At 45.7% G+C, this 19,420-nt stretch carries 18 protein-coding genes; 3 read left to right on the top strand and 15 right to left on the bottom strand.

Annotated elements, in window-relative coordinates:
- Window position 1: 1 nt before the first annotated feature.
- Complete coding sequence (gene secA / locus THIAE_RS01190) at window positions 2-2,752, bottom strand: preprotein translocase subunit SecA (protein ID WP_006459518.1); 2,751 nt, start codon at window positions 2,750-2,752, stop codon at window positions 2-4.
- A gap of 87 nt (window positions 2,753-2,839) precedes the next feature.
- Between secA and THIAE_RS01185 the strand changes: the two genes are divergently transcribed.
- Window positions 2,840-3,292 carry a DciA family protein gene (locus THIAE_RS01185; protein ID WP_006459519.1) on the top strand — a complete coding sequence of 151 codons (453 nt, stop codon included), beginning with the start codon at window positions 2,840-2,842 and terminating at the stop codon, window positions 3,290-3,292.
- On the opposite strand, the gene lpxC is transcribed toward THIAE_RS01185, so the two are convergent.
- The 11 genes from lpxC to THIAE_RS01130 all read right to left on the bottom strand — a co-directional run bounded on the left by lpxC (window position 3,276) and on the right by THIAE_RS01130 (window position 15,176).
- Complete coding sequence (gene lpxC, locus THIAE_RS01180) at window positions 3,276-4,187, bottom strand: UDP-3-O-acyl-N-acetylglucosamine deacetylase (RefSeq protein ID WP_006459520.1); 912 nt, start codon at window positions 4,185-4,187, stop codon at window positions 3,276-3,278. The genes THIAE_RS01185 and lpxC overlap by 17 nt on opposite strands.
- 16 nt (window positions 4,188-4,203) lie before the next feature.
- Window positions 4,204-5,448, bottom strand: a complete 1,245-nt coding sequence (gene ftsA, locus THIAE_RS01175) for a cell division protein FtsA (protein ID WP_006459521.1) — start codon at window positions 5,446-5,448, stop codon at window positions 4,204-4,206.
- Window positions 5,449-5,455: 7 nt separating this feature from the next.
- Entirely contained in the window at window positions 5,456-6,184 is a 729-nt protein-coding gene (locus THIAE_RS01170) for a cell division protein FtsQ/DivIB (protein ID WP_006459522.1), read from the bottom strand.
- Entirely contained in the window at window positions 6,165-7,133 is a 969-nt protein-coding gene (locus THIAE_RS01165; protein ID WP_006459523.1) for a D-alanine--D-alanine ligase, read from the bottom strand. Before THIAE_RS01165 ends, THIAE_RS01170 begins: the two co-directional genes overlap by 20 nt.
- Complete coding sequence (murC, locus tag THIAE_RS01160) at window positions 7,115-8,497, bottom strand: UDP-N-acetylmuramate--L-alanine ligase (protein ID WP_006459524.1); 1,383 nt, start codon at window positions 8,495-8,497, stop codon at window positions 7,115-7,117. Before murC ends, THIAE_RS01165 begins: the two co-directional genes overlap by 19 nt.
- 87 nt (window positions 8,498-8,584) lie before the next feature.
- Entirely contained in the window at window positions 8,585-9,802 is a 1,218-nt protein-coding gene (locus tag THIAE_RS01155; protein WP_006459525.1) for an aminotransferase class V-fold PLP-dependent enzyme, read from the bottom strand.
- A gap of 22 nt (window positions 9,803-9,824) precedes the next feature.
- A complete protein-coding gene (sufD, locus tag THIAE_RS01150; RefSeq protein WP_006459526.1) occupies window positions 9,825-11,165 on the bottom strand; it encodes a Fe-S cluster assembly protein SufD in 1,341 nt (446 codons plus the stop codon).
- Entirely contained in the window at window positions 11,131-11,889 is a 759-nt protein-coding gene (gene sufC, locus THIAE_RS01145) for a Fe-S cluster assembly ATPase SufC (RefSeq protein WP_006459528.1), read from the bottom strand. The genes sufD and sufC overlap by 35 nt, the downstream gene beginning before the upstream one ends.
- Before the next feature lie 73 nt (window positions 11,890-11,962).
- Window positions 11,963-13,444, bottom strand: coding sequence for a Fe-S cluster assembly protein SufB (gene sufB, locus THIAE_RS01140; RefSeq protein WP_006459529.1), 1,482 nt, complete (start codon window positions 13,442-13,444; stop codon window positions 11,963-11,965).
- A 45-nt stretch (window positions 13,445-13,489) separates the two neighbouring features.
- Window positions 13,490-14,239, bottom strand: coding sequence for a P-loop NTPase family protein (locus tag THIAE_RS01135; protein ID WP_006459530.1), 750 nt, complete (start codon window positions 14,237-14,239; stop codon window positions 13,490-13,492).
- A complete protein-coding gene (locus THIAE_RS01130) occupies window positions 14,223-15,176 on the bottom strand; it encodes a zinc ABC transporter substrate-binding protein (RefSeq protein WP_239232386.1) in 954 nt (317 codons plus the stop codon). Before THIAE_RS01130 ends, THIAE_RS01135 begins: the two co-directional genes overlap by 17 nt.
- 32 nt (window positions 15,177-15,208) lie before the next feature.
- Here THIAE_RS01130 and THIAE_RS01125 point away from each other — a divergent pair, with 32 nt between their 5' ends.
- Both THIAE_RS01125 and THIAE_RS01120 read left to right on the top strand, forming a co-directional pair.
- On the top strand, window positions 15,209-15,997 hold the full coding sequence (locus tag THIAE_RS01125) for a metal ABC transporter ATP-binding protein (RefSeq protein ID WP_006459532.1): 789 nt from the start codon (window positions 15,209-15,211) through the stop codon (window positions 15,995-15,997).
- A complete protein-coding gene (locus tag THIAE_RS01120; protein WP_006459533.1) occupies window positions 15,990-16,790 on the top strand; it encodes a metal ABC transporter permease in 801 nt (266 codons plus the stop codon). Before THIAE_RS01125 ends, THIAE_RS01120 begins: the two co-directional genes overlap by 8 nt.
- An 8-nt stretch (window positions 16,791-16,798) precedes the next feature.
- On the opposite strand, the gene THIAE_RS01115 is transcribed toward THIAE_RS01120, so the two are convergent.
- From THIAE_RS01115 to THIAE_RS01105, 3 genes are read right to left on the bottom strand one after another with little or no spacing between them, the layout of a single operon-like run.
- Window positions 16,799-18,055: an MFS transporter gene (locus THIAE_RS01115; RefSeq protein ID WP_006459534.1), complete on the bottom strand. Its 1,257-nt coding sequence runs from the start codon at window positions 18,053-18,055 to the stop codon at window positions 16,799-16,801.
- Entirely contained in the window at window positions 18,055-18,555 is a 501-nt protein-coding gene (locus THIAE_RS01110; RefSeq protein WP_006459535.1) for a nuclear transport factor 2 family protein, read from the bottom strand. The genes THIAE_RS01115 and THIAE_RS01110 overlap by 1 nt, the downstream gene beginning before the upstream one ends.
- Window positions 18,555-19,358 carry an SDR family NAD(P)-dependent oxidoreductase gene (locus tag THIAE_RS01105; RefSeq protein ID WP_006459536.1) on the bottom strand — a complete coding sequence of 268 codons (804 nt, stop codon included), beginning with the start codon at window positions 19,356-19,358 and terminating at the stop codon, window positions 18,555-18,557. Before THIAE_RS01105 ends, THIAE_RS01110 begins: the two co-directional genes overlap by 1 nt.
- Between the last annotated feature and the right edge of the window lie 62 nt (window positions 19,359-19,420).

Here is a 19,420-nt window from a genome sequence, read left to right as displayed (position 1 = left end):
ATTAATCTAACTTACCACAACAATGTTTGTATTTTTTGCCTGAACCACAGGAACAAGGATCGTTACGCCCAAGCTTAGGGGTTTCGCGACGGAAAGTTTGCTCCTTGGCATTGTCAGCAACAGCATTATTTGATGTCGCTGGTGACTCAGCCTGAGGTGCAGCAGCAGCCGCTGGATGAGAAGCCTGCGCTTGCTGCATATCTTTTTCCAATTCAGCTTGCTGCTGTTTTTCGAAGGCGGCTACATCTTGTTGACTGTGTAACTGCACCAGTGACAACATTTTAATCGTTTCTTTTTTAACTTCATTTAGGAAGCCTTGGAACAGTAATGCTGCTTCACGACGGTACTCCTGGAAAGGATCGCGCTGGGCAAAGCCACGCAGATGAATACCGCGACGCAAGTAATCCATCTCAGATAAATGCTCACGCCATAATTTATCAATATTGCGCAACAACAACTCTTTTTCAAAATGACCCAAGGTTTTCTCATCAATAATGGCCATTTTTTGATCATAGTGAGACTGTACTTCAGCGACAATTTTTTCACGCAAGGTTTCTTCATACAAGGACGCGTCCGCATCTAACCAGGCCTGCACATCGACTTTAATACCAAAGCTTTCCTCTAGCGCATGGTTAAGCTCTGGAATGCGCCACTGCTCATCCAAACTACCCGGTGCGATAAAGTCATCGACAATTTCATTGACCACGTCTTCACGCATAATCTTAATGGTTTCACGAACCTCTTCGCTTTCCATTAACTCATTACGCTGCTGATACACCACTTTGCGCTGTTCGTTGGATACGTCATCGAATTTCAATAGATTGGCGCGTTCATCTTGATGTAAACGTTCGACTTGCTTTTGCGCACGCTCAATTGAACGACTTACCATCGGATGCTCTATCGCTTCACCTTCAGCCATCCCTAAGCGACGCATCATATTCTTTACCTTCTCAGACGCAAAACGACGCATCAAATCATCATCAAGCGACAAGTAGAAACGCGTCACACCGGGATCACCTTGACGACCGGAACGACCACGCAGCTGATTATCAATACGGCGTGACTCATGACGTTCCGAGCCAATCACTTTAAGGCCGCCCAACTCTAACACGCGATCATGACGGAGCTGCCAAGCCGCTTTAACTTTCGCTTTCGCTTCTGCATCCGCATCTGGGCCCAATTCTTCTAACTCAACGTCTAAACTTCCGCCAAGCACAATGTCCGTACCACGACCCGCCATATTGGTTGCAATGGTTACTGCACCAGTTCGTCCCGCATTAGCAATAATGTGCGCTTCACGCTCATGTTGTTTAGCATTCAACACCTCATGCTTTACACCTGACTGCGTAAAGGCTGCCGATAAAAGCTCTGACATTTCAATCGAAGCCGTACCGATTAGAACGGGCTGCTCTTTGGCGTGGGTTGCTTTAACGTCCTCAACAATCGCTTTAAACTTAGACTGGACATCCAAAAAAACCAAATCAGTTAAGTCTTCCCGTTGCGGCGTTTTATTAGGCGGAATTACAACCACTTCTAATTTGTAAGTTGACAAAAACTCGCCGGCTTCAGTATCCGCCGTACCGGTCATACCAGACAATTTTTGATACTGTCTAAAATAGTTTTGGAAGGTAATCGAGGCGAAGGTTTGACTCTCACTCTGAATCTCAAGACCCTCTTTGGCTTCAACGGCTTGATGTAAGCCCTCGCCCCAACGACGACCAATCATCTTACGACCCGTATGTTCGTCGATAATAATGACTTGACCATCATCGACAATATAATCACGATTACGCTCAAATAAAACATGCGCACGCAGCGCTGCATTCACGTGAATCATCAAACCAATATTGGTTGCATCATAAAGACTTTCACCGTCTTTGAGCAGCTCAACCTCTGCCAAAAGGTTTTCAATCTTTTCATGACCTTGTTCCGTTAAATAGACTTGACGGTTTTTTTCATCAACGGTGTAGTCACCCGTCGCGGTTTTCTCAATCGGATCTTCTTCACCACGCTCTAGATGACTGATTAAAGGATTAATCTTGTGATATACCTGTGCTTTATTCTCAGCGGGTCCGGAAATAATTAACGGCGTTCTAGCTTCATCTATCAAAATCGAGTCGACTTCATCGATGATCGCAAAGGCTTGACCGCGCATGACGCGCTCTTCTTTAAAGATCGCCATATTGTCACGCAAATAATCAAAACCAAATTCATTATTGGTACCGTAGGTAATATCCATTGCATAGGCTAACTGTTTTTCCTGGTGACTTTGACCACTCAAAATCACGCCAGTCGTTAAACCTAAAAACCCATACAACTGACTCATCCATTCGGCGTCACGCTTGGCAAGATAATCGTTAACAGTGATCACATGCACCCCGCCACCAGCTAACGCATTTAGGTAAGCAGGCAAGGTTGCAACTAAGGTTTTACCTTCACCGGTGCGCATCTCTGCAATTCGACCATCATTCAGTGCCATACCACCTATCATTTGCACATCATAATGGCGCATACCCAGTACACGTTTACCGGCTTCTCGCACCACAGCAAAGGCTTCAGGTAAAATATCATTTAATGCTTCATTGCTCGCAAGACGAAACTTAAATTCGCCCGTTTTAGCCTGCAAGGCTTCATCCGTCAGTTTTGCCATTGCCTCCTCATGGGCATTGATCAGCGCAACCCGTTTTTGATACTGCTTAACCAAGCGTTGATTACGATTACCTAATAATTTTTGAAGAAATGACATAAACATAGTTAAAGAAATCCAAAGCAAAAAATCGTTTAAAATTGAGTTATTCTAGCATATGGCTAGCAAGACGCGACGTTCAAAAAGGGCTCTATGGCAAAACATCCTCTTAATCAATCGGGACTTTTTAAAATTATTCAAGAGGCGCAGCAATACCAAGCGCTAAAAGAACATATTTTTAGTGTGATGCCTGAAAACATGCACCCACATATTTGTGCAGTAGGCATTGAGCACCCCTACCTAGTTATTGTTATTAATGAAGCCTTGTGGGCCAGCAAAATCCGCTTTTTAGCGCCAAGCTGCCTTAGGCACGTTAACGAAATCTATCCCGGCCTTAATCTTGTTTCGCCAGTAAGAGTTCGCTTAAGTCAGCGCCAAAAAACTACGTCTAGCGAGCACAAAACTCATTCGACCAACCCTTTGCCCGACCAAGAAACCGCTAAAAAAATGCTCGCATTAAGCGAGCAAGTTAAATCCACCACCCTTTCCCAAGCACTCAAAAGAATCGGATTGCGCGCCATTAATATGACTAAACCAGAACCTTAGAACTATCGAAATTTATCGGCTCGGCTTGATCGCCAAACTCGGACATAAACTCGAACGTATCTGGTTGAGCAAACAACTTACGTAACAGCTGGTTATTTAATGCATGCCCTGATTTAAACGCGCTAAATTCACCGACAATTGCATAGCCTGACATAAACAAATCACCGACCGCATCTAAAATTTTATGCCGAACAAATTCGTCTTTGTTACGTAAGCCACCTTTATTCATCACGCCGTTTTCATCTAAACCTATGGCATTATCTAAGCTGGCGCCAAGCGCTAACTTTTTTGCCCGCAAAGCTTCCATATCATTATAAAACCCAAAGGTGCGCGCACGACTCACTTCTTTAAAGTAACTTGTTGATGAAAACTCCAGCGTCATGTCTTCAGCTGTTTGCTTAAATGCAGGATGATTAAACTTTATTGCAAAATTCAATTTATAACCGTTATAGGGTTTAAATTCAGCCCAACCGCCCAATTCATTTTCAACCCGCACTGGTTTTTTTATGACCAAAAACTGCTTTGATTTGTCCTGCAGTTTAATACCTGCCGCTTGAATTAAAAAAATAAAATGCGATGCAGAGCCGTCCATAATAGGCACTTCATCGGCATCGATATCAATATAAACATTATCCATGCCTACACCAGCGAGGGCTGACATAAGGTGCTCAATAGTAGCGATTTTCTCACCACCGGCCCGGATAGTTGTGCACAAGGTTGTTTCGGCTACTAAATCAGGTGTCACCTTAAATTCTATAGCTGGCTGCACATCGACCCGTCTAAACACAATACCCGTATCAACAGGGGCTGGACGCAAAGTTATCCGAGCTTGATGCCCAGTATGGAGTCCAATACCCTTGGCGTGTATCGGATTAGCTAAAGTACGTTGCTTCACTCGTTTTTTTCAACCTTTAAAAACTTTTATTAAACCAATCTTTCATTCGTCGCAATACCGACGTTTGATTAGACTTGAGGGGTGAGGGTTCATGACCTGGCTCATATGCAGTATGTTCACGCGCATAAATAAGCAACCCAACCGTTGTAGCAAAAGCAGGATCAGTCACCTCATCCTTTAGACCCTGCAAATCCTGCGGAATGCCCAGACGAACCGGCATATTAAACACTTCTTCGGCCAGCTCAATCGCACCCTCAACTTTTGCACTCCCACCCGTTAATACCACACCGGCTGCCATCATGCCTTCAAAACCAGATCGACGAAGCTCAGCTTGAATAAGCTGAAAGAGCTCCTCATAACGCGGCTCAACAACCTCTACCAAGGTTCTGCGCGATAAACAACGGGCAGGTCTGTCACCGACACTAGGCACCTCAATTTCTTCATCCGTCGCTATAAGCTGAGGCAATGCACAGGCATACTTACGTTTAATCGCTTCCGCTGCAGGTGAAGGCGTTCTTAATGCGACTGCGATGTCGTTAGTGACCTGATCACCTGCTACAGGAATCACCGCCGTGTGACGAATTGCGCCTTGATAAAACACCGCAATATCAGTGGTTCCACCACCGATATCAACCAAACAAACACCCAGTTCTTTTTCATCTTCAGATAATACGGACTCACTTGAAGCTAACTGCTCAAGGATAATATCGTTAACTTGAAGTCCACAGCGCTCAACACACTTGGTAATGTTCAGTGCGGCACTCAAAGACCCCGTAACCATGTGTACTTTTGCTTCAAGACGCACACCTGACATGCCTACCGGCTCACGTATCCCGTCTTGATTATCAATACTGTATTCTTGCGGCAAAATGTGCAGTACTTTTTGATCGCCCGGAATAGCCTGGGTTCTTGCCGCATCAATCACTCTTAAAATATCGTCATCAGTCACTTCTTGGCTGCGAATCGCGACCATACCCGTAGAATTAAAGCTGTTGATATGACTACCTGCAATACCTACATAAACGGATGAGACCTCATAGCCAGACATCCGCTCAGCTTCATCGATGGCGCGTTGGATAGAGTCAACCGTAGAGTCAATGTTAACCACCACTCCTTTCTTAAGTCCCTTAGAGGGATAAGTACCCATCCCTAGAACCTCAATCTCGCCATTCGCTTTTAACTTGCCGACAATAGCCGCAATCTTGGATGTCCCGATATCGAGGCCAACAACAATATTCGCTGCCGATTTTTTTCTTGCCATATTTTTCTCAATCAACATTATTTAAAGGGTTTAGCGCCATACCATTACTGTATCTTAAATCAATTTTCCATCTAGCTGACTGTTTTAGAGCACTGTTTAGTATCACAGGCTGAACCGTGCTATCTGACAACTTAGGCCAAGCTAGCATAAAACGCTGGACTAATTGCTTTTTATCACTCGCTATTAAGTAGATTTGATGACCCGCATCGACATCCACTTTTAATACATCATCTGCAAACCACGTCATGCCGAGTACTTGCCAATCTAGCGGATTTAACAAAGCCTGGACTTCAGACCAATGACGTAACATTGCGCGAGATTGAAGCTCATGCGCATCAAGAACGACCAAGTGCCCAAATGCTGCAACATCATCTGGGTTAAATATCACTCCTTGCCGGTCAACTAAGCTTTGTTGTCGCCACCGTGCCACTGGTTCACGCTCTACAAGCTTCAAAACCAGCTGATTAGGCCACTGTTTTGAAACAAAGGCAGATTCAACCCATGGGTTTAATTGTAAAACCTGCTGCAAACCGACCAGATCAACATCCCAAAAACTCTGCTCTAAATAGGGCCATATCTGATCTTCAACTTGATCTAGCGTAATGTTTTGTAAGGGTGAGATTATTTTATAGGACAATGTCGCATTCTGCTCAGGTTTCATCATAAGCAGCACCCAGACGACCACCAGGCCTGCCAATAAAACAACCAACCCCAGCTTAAGCCAACGGTGAAGCATCAACAGCCTGACCTAAAATTGCAATACATAACTCACCATAACTTAAACCATAATGCTTGGCCGCTTTGGGCACTAAACTCATGTCCGTCATCCCCGGTAGCGTATTTAACTCGATTAACCAGGGTTGGCCGATTTCATCCAACATAATGTCAATCCGCCCAATACCTTGAGCGCCCAATACATCAAATGCTTTCAACACTAACTCGTTCATACTTGCCAGCTCTGATTGCATTAAACTCACCGGACACAAATATTCCGTATCGCCAGACACATATTTTGCATCATAGTCATAAAAATCATGCTGCGTCTTGAGCTCAATCGCAGGCAAAACTTCACTAGCTAAAATAGCAAAAGTAAACTCCCGGCCCGAGACCCACTGCTCAACCAACACCTCATCATCAAGTTGCAATGCTTGCTCTACTGCCCACTTGAGCTCATCAAGCGTATTAACTTTAAATAACCCAATACTCGAGCCTTCATGACTTGCCTTAACCATTGCAGGCAAGGGCATATTCGACCAGAGTAATGTAGTTAAGCTTGCCTTATTTACACGATAAAAAGCCGGTGTTGGCAACCCGGCACCTTGCCAAACATATTTAGTACGAATTTTATCCATGGCTAAGGCACTGGCCGCCATACCACTCCCTGTAAACACCACACCTAAGCTCTGCAACACCGCCTGTACCTGGCCATCTTCACCCCAACGACCATGTAAAGCCAAAAATACCAGGCAATGATTTGCAGCAACATCCACCAAATCATTTAAACTTCTGACATCATACCCTGTTACATTGAGTCCTTCCTCAGTAAGAGCCTTAACAATAGACTGACCGCTTCGAAGTGACACTTCACGTTCTGCCGAAACACCACCATACAGAACAGCTATAGACTCCTTCTCAAGCCTTTCTCGCCAACGAAGCAGCTGCTGAATTATGTACTTTGTTGCCATTCTTTTGCCCATTGCCCTATGTCACCGGCTCCCATCAACAATACGATGTCGCCTTCTGTTAAAACATCTGCAGCCATCGCATTTAGCATTTCAAAACCTTCCGCGAACATAACATTCTGCATGCCTCGAATCCGCATATTTTGCATGATCGCCTTGGTATCGAAACCCGGGATAGGTGTTTCGCCTGCCGCATAGACAGGCGCTAAAATCACTAAATCCGCTTTGGTCAGTGCAGTTATAAATTCATCAAACAAATCCCGTGTCCGACTGTAACGATGCGGTTGAAAAACCAACACGATCCGTTGACTGGGAAAGGCATCTCTGGCTGTTTGTAGCGTTGCCGCTAGTTCAGTAGGATGGTGTCCATAATCATCCACCAAGGTCACTTGATGGCCACCAATAATCCGCCGTGGGTAAACTTCGAAGCGTCGCCCAACCCCACCAAACGTTGCCAATGCTTGTTGAATTGCACTCACCGACACATCCAACTCCAAAGCGACGCTGATAGCGGCTAATGCATTCCTAACATTATGTTGTCCCGGTATGTTCAGTGTCACTCTAAAAGGCTCGCGACCTTTAACCACCACATCAAACTCACTAGTCAAACCCTTTGCTAGCCAGTTGATCGCGACCACATCCGCCTGCGAATCAAAGCCATAAGTGCGTACCTTTCTGAGTACATCTGGCATTAATTGCTTCAGGTTAGGGTCATCCAAACACAATACAGTTAAACCATAGAAGGGTAAACGATTGATAAATTCATTGTAGGTGTGAATAAGGCGAGAAAAATCACCTTGATAGGTTTCCATATGGTCCATATCAATATTGGTAATAACGGACATCATCGGTGCTAGATGAAGAAAAGAGGCATCCGATTCATCCGCCTCAGCGACTAAATAACGACTGGAACCCAACCTTGCATTGGTACCAATTTGATTAAGCTGACCACCAATAACAAAAGTTGGATCAAGCCCACCCTGAGTGAGTATGGCAGCCGTTAAGCTCGTGGTGGTGGTTTTACCATGCGTACCCGCAATGGCGATACCATAGCGCATGCGCATGAGCTCGGCCAACATTTCGGCGCGCGGGATAACGGGAATTCTACTCGATTTGGCCCAAGCGGCCTCTGGATTATCCTTAGCAATAGCACTGGAGACAACAACCACATCCGCCTGCTGCACCCATTCTGGCTGGTGCCCAAGTTGAATTTTTGCTCCCAAGGCTTCCAACCGCACCACCGTAGCGTGCCGGCGAATATCCGAACCACTGACTGCAAAACCTAGATTGATGCAGACCTCAGCAATGCCCGCCATGCCAACGCCGCCAATGCCGACGAAATGGATATGCCTAACTTGTTCTTTCATTGCTCACTCCGCTTAAGCACCACCATGGCTTAAGGCTAAAATGGAGGTATCATAGCAAATTTCTAGCCAAGTATCACGTCAAGGCGATTAAGCCAACATCGCCAAGGCTTCTTCTAACGCCACACATAGGCGGTCAACATCCGCTCGATTATTATAAACACCAAAGGAGGCGCGCAAAGTCGCAGGCAGACCATACTTTTGCATAATGGGCATAGCGCAATGATGACTCGCACGCAAAGCAATTGCATCTTGATCAATCAAAGTTGCAATATCATGCGGATGAGCTTGGTCAAACACAAATGAAATAACCCCACCCTTATGCGCTGCTTCGCCGATGATACGCAGCCCATTAATCTTACTGAGCTTCGCTGTCGCATAGGCTAACAAGTCTTCTTCAATGGCTGCAATGGTGTCAAAACCAACTCGCTCAATGAAGCGAATTGCCGCACCTAAGCCAATCACCCCGGCAATATTGGGCGTGCCCGCTTCAAACTTATAGGGCAACTCATTAAAACTCGTACCCGCAAAGCTAACCTGATAAATCATGTCACCCCCACCCATATAGGGTGGCATCTGCTCTAGCAGAGCTTGCTTAGCATACAAGCAGCCAATACCGGTCGGACCGTACATTTTATGGCCAGAAAACACCAAAAAATCGACATCAAGCGCTTGCACATCAATCGGCATGTGCGAAACAGACTGTGCGGCATCGACCAAGACTTTCGCCCCATGCTGATGCGCCAGGGCAATAATATCGGCGATTGGATTAATCGTACCCAACGCATTCGACATATGGGTCACTGCCACTAAACGGGTTTTTTCATTCAGCAGGCCTGCTAGATCACTCAGGTGCAATTGACCTAACTCATCAATAGGCCACTTAACAATTTCAATCCCTAAGTCCGCTACCAAAAGCTGCCAAGGCACTAAGTTTGAATGGTGCTCCATTTCACTCACAATGATTTGATCGCCTAGCTGTAAGCTACTGCGCCCCCATGAGCTGGCTACCAGGTTAATACCCTCGGTCGCGCCTCGCACAAAAATAATCTCTTTACTTGAGGCGGCATTTAATAAGCCCTGCACCTGGCCTCTAACCCCTTCAAAAGCTTCAGTAGCACGCTCACTAAGACCATATACACCGCGATGAACATTGGCATTTTCTGCGCGATAATAGTGTTCAATTGCATCAATCACCTGCTGAGGCTTTTGGCTTGTCGAAGCGTTATCCAAATAAACTAATGGCAAACCCTTCTCAGTTTGAGCAAGCAAAGGAAATTCAGCACGAATGGCGTGATTATCGATCATAAATCCTCGTTTAATTAGCTGGCTAACTCAAATGCGGCGTAACCGCATCCGCTAAAGCCTGTTGCAACCAAGTACGAACAGTTTCTGCAACAACCGTTTCTAACGGCTCCATCAAAAACGCAAGCGTAACTAGTTGGCGAGCCTGTTGCTTAGATAAGCCGCGCGCTTGCAAATAAAAAATCTGATCCGCACTAATTTGGCCAGAGGCTGAACCGTGCGAACATTTCACATCATCCGCATAGATTTCAAGTTGCGGCTTGGCATTCATCTGAGCCTTATTGGATAGGAGCAGGTTTTTGTTGTCCATCATCCCATCGGTTTTTTGAGCAACTTGATCGACCTTAATCATGCCGTTAAACACACCAATAGCTTGATCTGCCAACACCAGCTTGTGTAACTGACGACTTAAACCCTGCTCGGCCTTGTGTCCCGTATAAGTGCGCGTATCGACAATCTGTTGGTTACGTGCAAAACAGACACTGTTCTGCTCAGACTCAATCCGGTCACCATCCATTTGCACATGATTCTGATGACGCGAAATCGCACCACCTAGACCAATATAATGAGTTCTAAATTGAGAGTGTTCTGCTAAATCGATAAATTGATTATTAAAATAGGTCGCCTGCTCAGGCAGGTTTTGCCAAACAACTTGGTTTAAACGCGCGTTAGCAGCAAGCTCAATTTCGCAAACACTATTTTCAAAGCCCCAACCATCATCGATAGCCACATACTGTTCGATAACATTCAGACTTGCACTTGAACCCAACTTAATTTTATTACGCACTATATTGGCGTGCTCAGCTAATGTTTGAACATAACTAATAACAATAGGTTTTTCCAATTGTACATGTGGGGCAACCTCAATAAACACACCATCATCGAACAACATCGCATTAAGCATACCAAATGCATCCTGCTGAATATCTTCTTCTGATTGTGCAAAAACACAAAAGCCCATTTCAAAATCTAATGCGTCTTTACCCGATTCAATTGACACGCCATCAGGCAAGCCAACTAAGTCATCAGATAAGGACTCACTGAAATAACCATCAACAAACACCAAATGCCACGCGTCAACAAAGGGTCTTAACTTAGCAATATCGGCTGCAGTTGCTCGAGAGATCCCATTAAAATGGTAGTGGGTTTTTAAGAAATTACTTAAGGGTGTAAACTGCCAATCTTCATCTTTACGGCTAGGAAAACCCTGCTCAATAAATTCGTTTAAAGCAGCCTGGCGAAAACGCGCCAGTGCATGTCCTTCACCCTCAGCTTGAATTAACCGCGTCGCCTGCGCCTGATAATAATCCATCGCGGCTTGCGCGACAGGACTAAACTTTTTCATAGGCTTGGATAAGGTGGTCATACCCCTTCTCCTCTAACTCATGGGCCAACTCAAAACCACCAGATTTGATGATTTTGCCGTCATACAACACATGTACAAAGTCAGGTTTAATATGATCTAGCAAACGCTGATAGTGCGTAACAACAATAAAGCTACGTTCATTAGAGCGAAGCGAATTGACACCATTGGCCACGATTCTTAACGCATCGATATCTAAACCTGAATCGGTTTCATCCATGATGCAAAGCTTAGGTTCAAGCATGGCCATTTGAAAAATATCATTACGCTTTTTCTCACCGCCTGAAAAACCGACATTCACCGACCGCTCTAGCATTAAAGGCGACATTTCAAGCATTTTCATTTTTTCTAAAGCTAACTGCTCAAAGTCATACATATCTAGAGGAGCCAAGCCTGCTGCAGCACGCTTGGCATTAAGTGCAGTGTGCATAAACAATTTATTAGAAACACCTGGGATCTCGACAGGGTATTGGAAGGCCAAAAACACACCTTGCTGTGCGCGCTCATCGGCATCCATATCAAGCAAATCATGATCTAAATAACTGACTGAGCCCTCAGTCACTTCATAGTCCTCACGTCCTGCTAGCACACTAGACAAGGTACTTTTACCCGAACCATTCGGTCCCATGATGGCGTGTACTTCACCTGGGTTAATCTGTAAATTAATCCCTTTCAGGATCGCCTTATCCTCAACTTGAGCATGTAAGTTTTCGATATTGAGAAACATAGTTAGTCTTCGCTTTTGCGTTAAATAAAATTCAAATTAAATGGGGTATGCTTGGGCCATGATTAACGACCGCTTAACCAACCGACCCTTCCAAACTAATCGCCAATAGCTCTTCGGCTTCTTGCGCAAATTCGAGTGGCAGTTCCTTGAACACTTCCTTACAGAAACCATTCACAATCATAGAAATAGCATCCTGTTCACTTATCCCGCGCTGTTGACAATAAAACAGCTGGTCTTCACCAATCCGAGACGTGGTCGCTTCATGCTCGACTTGAGCGGTTGGATTTTGCACTTCAATATAGGGAAAAGTATGCGCGCCACACTGGTTACCAATTAACATCGAATCACACTGAGTAAAGTTGCGCGCACCTTCAGCAGAAGGCAAAATTTTCACTAAGCCACGATAAGTATTATCGCTCCTGCCCGCCGACAAGCCTTTTGAGATAATCGTACTACGGGTGTTTTTACCAATATGAATCATTTTGGTGCCGGTATCCGCTTGTTGACGACGATTAGTCAGGGCTACCGAATAAAACTCGCCAATCGAGTTATCGCCTTTCAAGATACAACTTGGGTACTTCCAGGTAATAGCAGAACCCGTTTCCGCTTGCGTCCAAGATAGCTTAGCATTACGCCCTTCACACACACCACGCTTGGTCACGAAATTCAAAATACCGCCTTGGCAGTCATCATCACCTGGATACCAATTCTGTACCGTAGAGTATTTAACCTCGGCATCTTCATGGACAATGACCTCTACCACGGCAGCATGCAATTGGTAGGTGTCACGAATCGGTGCCGAACAGCCTTCAATGTAACTAATGTAACTGCCCTTTTCAGCAATCAAAATCGTTCGCTCAAACTGACCTGTTTTAGCTTCATTAATTCGGAAATAGGTTGATAAATCAATCGGACAGCGCACACCCTCAGGAATATAAACAAAGGTTCCATCAGATGCCACCGCCGAGTTGAGTGCGGCAAAGAAATTATCATGATAGGGCACCACGCTACCTAGATAGCGCTGCACAAGCTCAGGATGCTCATGAACTGCTTCTGAAAAAGAACAGAAAATAATACCTAACTTTTCTAACTGATCACGCTTTGTCGTGGACACTGACACCGAATCAAAAATCGCATCTACCGCAATATTGGCGTCACTGTCATCGATAGGCACACCGAGTGCCGCAAAAGCTTTGGCCACTTCTGGATCAATCGCTGGCTGAGAATGATCTTTGCCATCCAGAGCTTTATCGCAGGCCTGGTTACAACTACTGCATTCAGGTGCCGAATAATAACTATAATCTTGATAATCAATCGGTTCGTATTTGGCTTTGGCCCAGTGTGGTTCAGGCATTGTTTGCCAATGCTTAAATGCTTTTAAACGAAAATCCAACATCCACTGAGGCTCATTCTTTTTCGCTGAAATCGCCCGCACAACCTCTTCGTTTAAGCCCTTGGCAAAGGTTTTAACCGCCGTTAGGGTATAAAAACCTTCTTTGTAGTGTTGGTTTTTTGCCAGGATGTCATTAATTTCTTCATACTGGGTTGTTTGCATGGCCTTGTGTCCTCGGTCCGAATTTCTGAGTAATTTGGTAGGGTATTATATGCCGATTCGTTCACCGGGTGCAAGTGAAGCAACTAGCCATTCTTGCAGCTGCGCCTGATCAAACGACTGATCGAGCCAAAATTCCAACTGCCCTAATCCTGCACCCAACTCATCAAGCTGCTCAAGACTGCCTCCACCTGTACGCAACTGGCTATGCGTCATATCGACGACGACTGGATTGGCATATTCCTGGGTCAACAACAAGCCATTTGCGCGCCAAATGGGGCGCTGGTAGTTTTGCTGGACCATTTCAAGTATAAACAACAAATGATCGAGCACCACTCGCCCCATCGTTAAACGCAAAGGAATCAGTTGCGCATCAGCATGACTAAACAATCGATAGCCAGCGGACTTAAGCGTCAGCAAGGCTGTTGCTTTATTATTGCTTAAGGTATCAGCATAAAATAACTGTCCATTAAACCAACGTTTGAGTTGCTGATTCAATCGGCTTTGCGCTATTAAATCGAGTTGCGTCCAGTGCGAGATGACCAAACGATCTGCTTGATCAAAAAACGCCTCTAGCCAGGTCTCATCATAAAAGCTTAAGACTTCACGCGCATCCCATACCAAGCAGGCCTGCTCATCTTCATAACGGGCAAAATCAAATCCAACTGCTTCGCGCAAACTCAATGCAACTGACTCTGCCAGCCCTGCTTGCGCTACTACTTCAGCAATTTTAGCAGCAACAGTGGACTTACCACTACCCGGCAATCCGATTAAAAATAGCTTAATTTGCTGAAGCATCTTGCATACAGGCAATAAAGGATTGCACTAGACGATCATAAAACTGTTCATAAGGGACGAGCACATCATCGGCACCCAATGGATCTAACTGACCCAAGCCCACATCCATACCACGTAGTACAGAACGCAACCTATCAGTTGGGAATTGCGGCTCTTGGTACACACATACCACACCCTGCGCAACCAAGGTATCACGAATTTCTTGAATGCGACGCACACTTGGCGCAACCTCAGGATTTATGTAAACCGCACCCGCCGCATTTAAACCAAACCTATGTTCAAAATACTGATAGGCATCATGCATCACTACAAAGGGTTTATCTTGATATGGCTGCAACTGATCTGACCAGGCCTGGCGGGCAGCGATTAAGCTTGCCACCACCTGCTCTTCTCGTGCTTGAAACTCAGCAGCCCGCTCAGGTCTCAGCTGCTGCAAGGCTAAACTCATATCCGCTACCCAATTTATGGCGCGCTCTATATCTAACCAAATATGGCCATCTACTCTTGCCACGGCTTGCAGCCCTGAATGACGTTGATGAGCATGACCGTGACTAGGATGATGCTTACGATCCCAGGCGCCCGAGTCACGACGCGGTAACCAATCCGACTGCTCTGCATCAAACAACTGACGCGTTGCAATATCTGACCGCTCCGCAGCCCGCTGCATCCAGGCATCGACCGGCGTACCTACCATCAACATCAAATCTGCCTGCTGTAAGGCTCGCATGTGACTGGGCCTGAGCTGAAAGCCATGCGGTGAACTGCCCACATCTAAAATCACCGAAATACTGTCCTGCTCACCTAACAATGGATAAACCAGGCCTGCTAAGGGTGGAATAGACGCGACAACATTAATAGGATTGACAGCTGGATTCAATGAGTCTTCAGCGTGTGCTTGCACCGACACCCCGGCCAGCCCCATCCAGCAAGATAGCACAATTATTTGCCTTAGCAATCTTCGCATTGGCCATGACTCCATGTAAACTACCCCATATTATGGAAAAAACTCTTATTCACGCACAAGACATCTGTCATCGCTATGGACAACAAGGTTTAGCACTTGACCACATCAATCTAAGCCTGACATCAAACCAAGTTACCACCCTAATTGGCCCAAACGGTGCGGGAAAGTCAACCCTAGTTAAGATCCTGTTAAAGATTCTGACCCCCTCTAGTGGCCAGGTGTCACACCATCCCGACCTAAGAGTCGGTTTTATGCCACAGAAACTGTTTATTGATCCCACTTTACCACTCAGCGTGCAGCGTTTTTTGACGCTAGGTTTTGATGCGCAATCTAGCCCAAAGAATCTTAACACAGCCCTGGCCGAGCTTAATGAGCAATTAGCATTGGATCATCTGTTTAAACAACCGGTACATAGTTTGTCCGGCGGCGAACTGCAGAGAGTTTTATTAGCCCGCGCGTTAATTCGCGAACCCAATCTATTGGTGCTAGATGAGCCGGTACAAGGCATCGACTTACAAAGCCAACATCAACTCTACCAATTAATTTATCAACAGCAACGTCAGCGTCGCTGCGCCATATTAATGATCAGTCACGACTTGCACTTGGTAATGAAAAACACCGACCAGGTCATCTGCTTAAATCGTCATGTATGTTGTAGTGGCAGCCTTGCTCACATTCAAGACCACCCTGATTTTTTAGCCCAATTTGGTGATATGAGCCCGTACCAGGCCTGGTACCAACATCAGCCACATCATTGTGAGCACAATCATATGGACGCAAAAGATCATGCTTGATTATTTTATTTGGCTAGCTCTAGCCGGCGGACTACTAACTGCCTGGATTGCTGCACCACTCGGTTTATTTGTTGTTTGGCAGCGTCAGGCCTATTTTGGCGAAACGCTCGCTCACTCTGCGCTGCTGGGCGTCGGCATCGGGCTGATGCTTAGCATTAATTTAAGCCTTGCCATTTTGATGACCTCGTTCTTACTGGTCATTAGCCTGCATTTTTTAAAACGCCATACCCAACTAGCCAATGACACCCTCTTGGGTATCTTAGCTCACGGCAGCCTCGCTAGCGGCCTGGTGCTCGTTGCACTTCAGTCAGGCGTCAACATTGACATCATGAGCTTCTTATTTGGCGACATTCTTAACTTAAACCTCTATGATCTATTACTCATGGTCGCTATAGCAGGCCTGGTGATCTTGTTTCTATCCACCCAGTGGCAAGGTCTAATTAACCTCACCCTCAATCCAGACCTTGCTCAAGTAGAAGGCGTGGCCGTGTCACGGTTACAACTTCAAATGACCCTTCTTCTTGCACTGGTCATTGCGATGTCCATGAAAGTAGTGGGCATTCTACTCATTACCTCGCTACTGATACTGCCGGCGGCTACCGCGCGACGCTGGGCTCACTCACCTGAGCAAATGCTGGTTTTCGCAGTGATGTTAGCGAGCATTGCCATTTTACTGGGCCTGGGACTTTCTTGGCACCTTGATGTGCCCACCGGTCCTGCTATAGTAGTTTGTGCACTCGGATTGTTTTTACTAACGCTGCTATTACAAGCTCTGCGACCGCGCGCAGCTTAAACTGGCAATTACACCTTACGGGGTTCTTGGTGTCGCGTATAAAACAAATAGGCTAATACCATCAGCTTAATCATAATCGGCAAACCGGCGTACAACCAAAGAATCATGGTCATACTCTCAGCGGTTTGCTGCTCCCAGCCTGCCCAATCGATCAAGGGCAAACTTAATCCAACCGCCAAGGCTAAGGCTAGTTTGGTTAGCATCCCCCAAATGCCAAACAACACACCGCTCATGGGGCCTTGCTGCTTAGACAAATCTTGCGCGACATCCGCCTGAATAGAAGAGGGCAAGGCCACATCAGCTCCCAAACTTAGCCCCGATATAAAACTAATGATCAAAAATCCAACAAAATTTCCGGGTTCAAGCGCAAAGACCCATACAAAGCTTAAACAAGCCAACACAATAGACACTTGCCAGGCCTGGTATTTACCGATGCGTTTTGCCAACCAAACCCAGGCAGGTAAACCTAATACGCCAGCTATAAAAAAGGCCAACAATAACACACCGGTTTGGGGCTCAAGATCCAAATACCCTTGCACAAATAATATGAATAGCGTAGCTGGCAAGGCATTCGCAAGACTATTTAGAAAATACGCAGGTAATAACCTGCGACTCGCGGCATCTTGCCAAATGTAGTTGGCCTTTTGCCACAAAGAAGACTTAGGTGTACCCGCGTCAAGCGCAACCAATTCTGGGCGCTTCAACCGCCACAACATTAAGCCCAAAAACAGTGTCAACCCGAACGCAACCAGAGGATAAAGCACTTCAAAAAGCGCACGACTGGTTGGACTGACATCAAGAACAACCGGCAGACTCAACACCGAGACCACACCGATAATGGCAAACGCCTCTCGCACCGAAGTAAAACTGGTTTTATGGTGCAAATCAGCGGTCACCTCAGCACTGAGTGCTTGATAGGGAATCATTATCAGCGTCCAAGCAAAATAGAGCAGCAGAGACCATCCCAATAAATTTAATGCCGTTGGCGCCACCGGTAATAACAAATGCCACAAAGACACAAGCAGCAGTGCCCAACCTACTCCAATCATTAAATAATGTCCTCGCGGACTCAGATGATCTCGCAACCAACCCAACAACGGGTCTGTCAATACATCGGTGAAACGCGCAAGCAATAGTGCGATACCAATCGCAGCCAGCCCCACGCCTAATTCATGATAATAAGCCGGCAAATACACATAGAGTGGAATACCCAACATGGCGAGTGGCCAGGCAGGGAGACCATACCAAAGAGGTTGCAAACCCATTAAAGCGGTGCCCTTAACTTTTTAGCCACCCAGCGCGTTAAAGCACCGACAACGGGCACTTGGTGATAGACATACTCGCCGCTATCCCAATAATCAATGTGCACAATCACCCAACCCTGCTCATCAATGACAATCTTACTCATGCCATTAATTTGCTTAACGGGTTGATTGGGTTTTAACTTAAAGTAAAAACGCCACTCTAAATAGCCGGTGTTGCCCGAACCGGCTTTATGGTGAATCCGAAACATCGGCTCATGCAAGGTGGTGAACATATGCTCAAATAACCCCACCAACTTAGCACGCCCTTTGATTTCATTAAAAGGGTCTTTAAAGTACACCTGAGGCGCAAACACTTCACTAAAATGCTGTGCCATAGTGTGCGGGTCTAGGTTTTCAAACATTTCCTGATAAGTGGTTAAAACCTCTGCAATGGATTGAGATGGGCGCGCCTGTGGCGCAACTTTTTGTGATGCGGTCAATTCATAGTAATGTGTTGTCATCACTCCGCTACCTCTTTTTTGGGCTTTAACATACGACGCGTTAGCGCTAAGCTTAAACGATAAGGCAAGCATTTTAGCAAGCTTAGAAAGCTAACCAAACCACGCGGAAACCGAATTTCGAATCCACGATTGCGCTTTAAGCCACGATTAATCGCAGCGGCAGCCTGCTCAGGCATCATCAACCCAGGCATGGCAAAATCATTTTTAGCCGTTAAACGTGTTTTAACAAAGCCATGATTTATTATTTGCAAACGAACCCCCTGTTCAGCCAATTCTGGCGCTAAAGATTCAGCTAAATTAATTAACGCTGCTTTCGGGGCTGAATACCCACCCCCATAAGGAAGACCAAAATAACCCGCCACACTGGCATTCCATATCCATCGACCATGGCCCTGAGCAACAAAATAATCCCGCAAAGGCATCATCAGTTTTACTGCGCCTAAATAATTCGCTTGATTCATTTGCATAAATGCCGCCAAATCCCAATCATGACTCGACATTGGAAAATAACTACCAACATTATAAAACCAGGCATCCAAGCCATCAAAAGCATGCCAGGCTTCTGACACAAGATCATCTAACGCAGCATCTTTTGTGACATCTAGGTTTAATAGATATAAGTGCTGCGGATAAGCCGTTTTCAAGGCAACCAACTCCGAACTATTTCCGGTGTTTCGTGCCGACGCAACGACTTGTGCACCTTGCCCCAACCACATTTTGAGCAAGGCTAAGCCTATCCCCTGAGACGCCCCAACCAACCATATTTTTTGCGCAAAAATCTCAGCATCACTCTCTGCTTTCATAGTCCTTCCTCAAAACCGTGTATAATGTATGTATAAATATTTTCTAAAGAGAGTTTAACAGC

It is taken from the genome of Thiomicrospira aerophila AL3 (genome assembly GCF_000227665.2).
GTDB classification, from domain to species: domain Bacteria; phylum Pseudomonadota; class Gammaproteobacteria; order Thiomicrospirales; family Thiomicrospiraceae; genus Thiomicrospira; species Thiomicrospira aerophila.
Note: the sequence above shows the minus strand (reverse complement) of the source record. Positions and strands in the feature narration are given on the sequence as shown.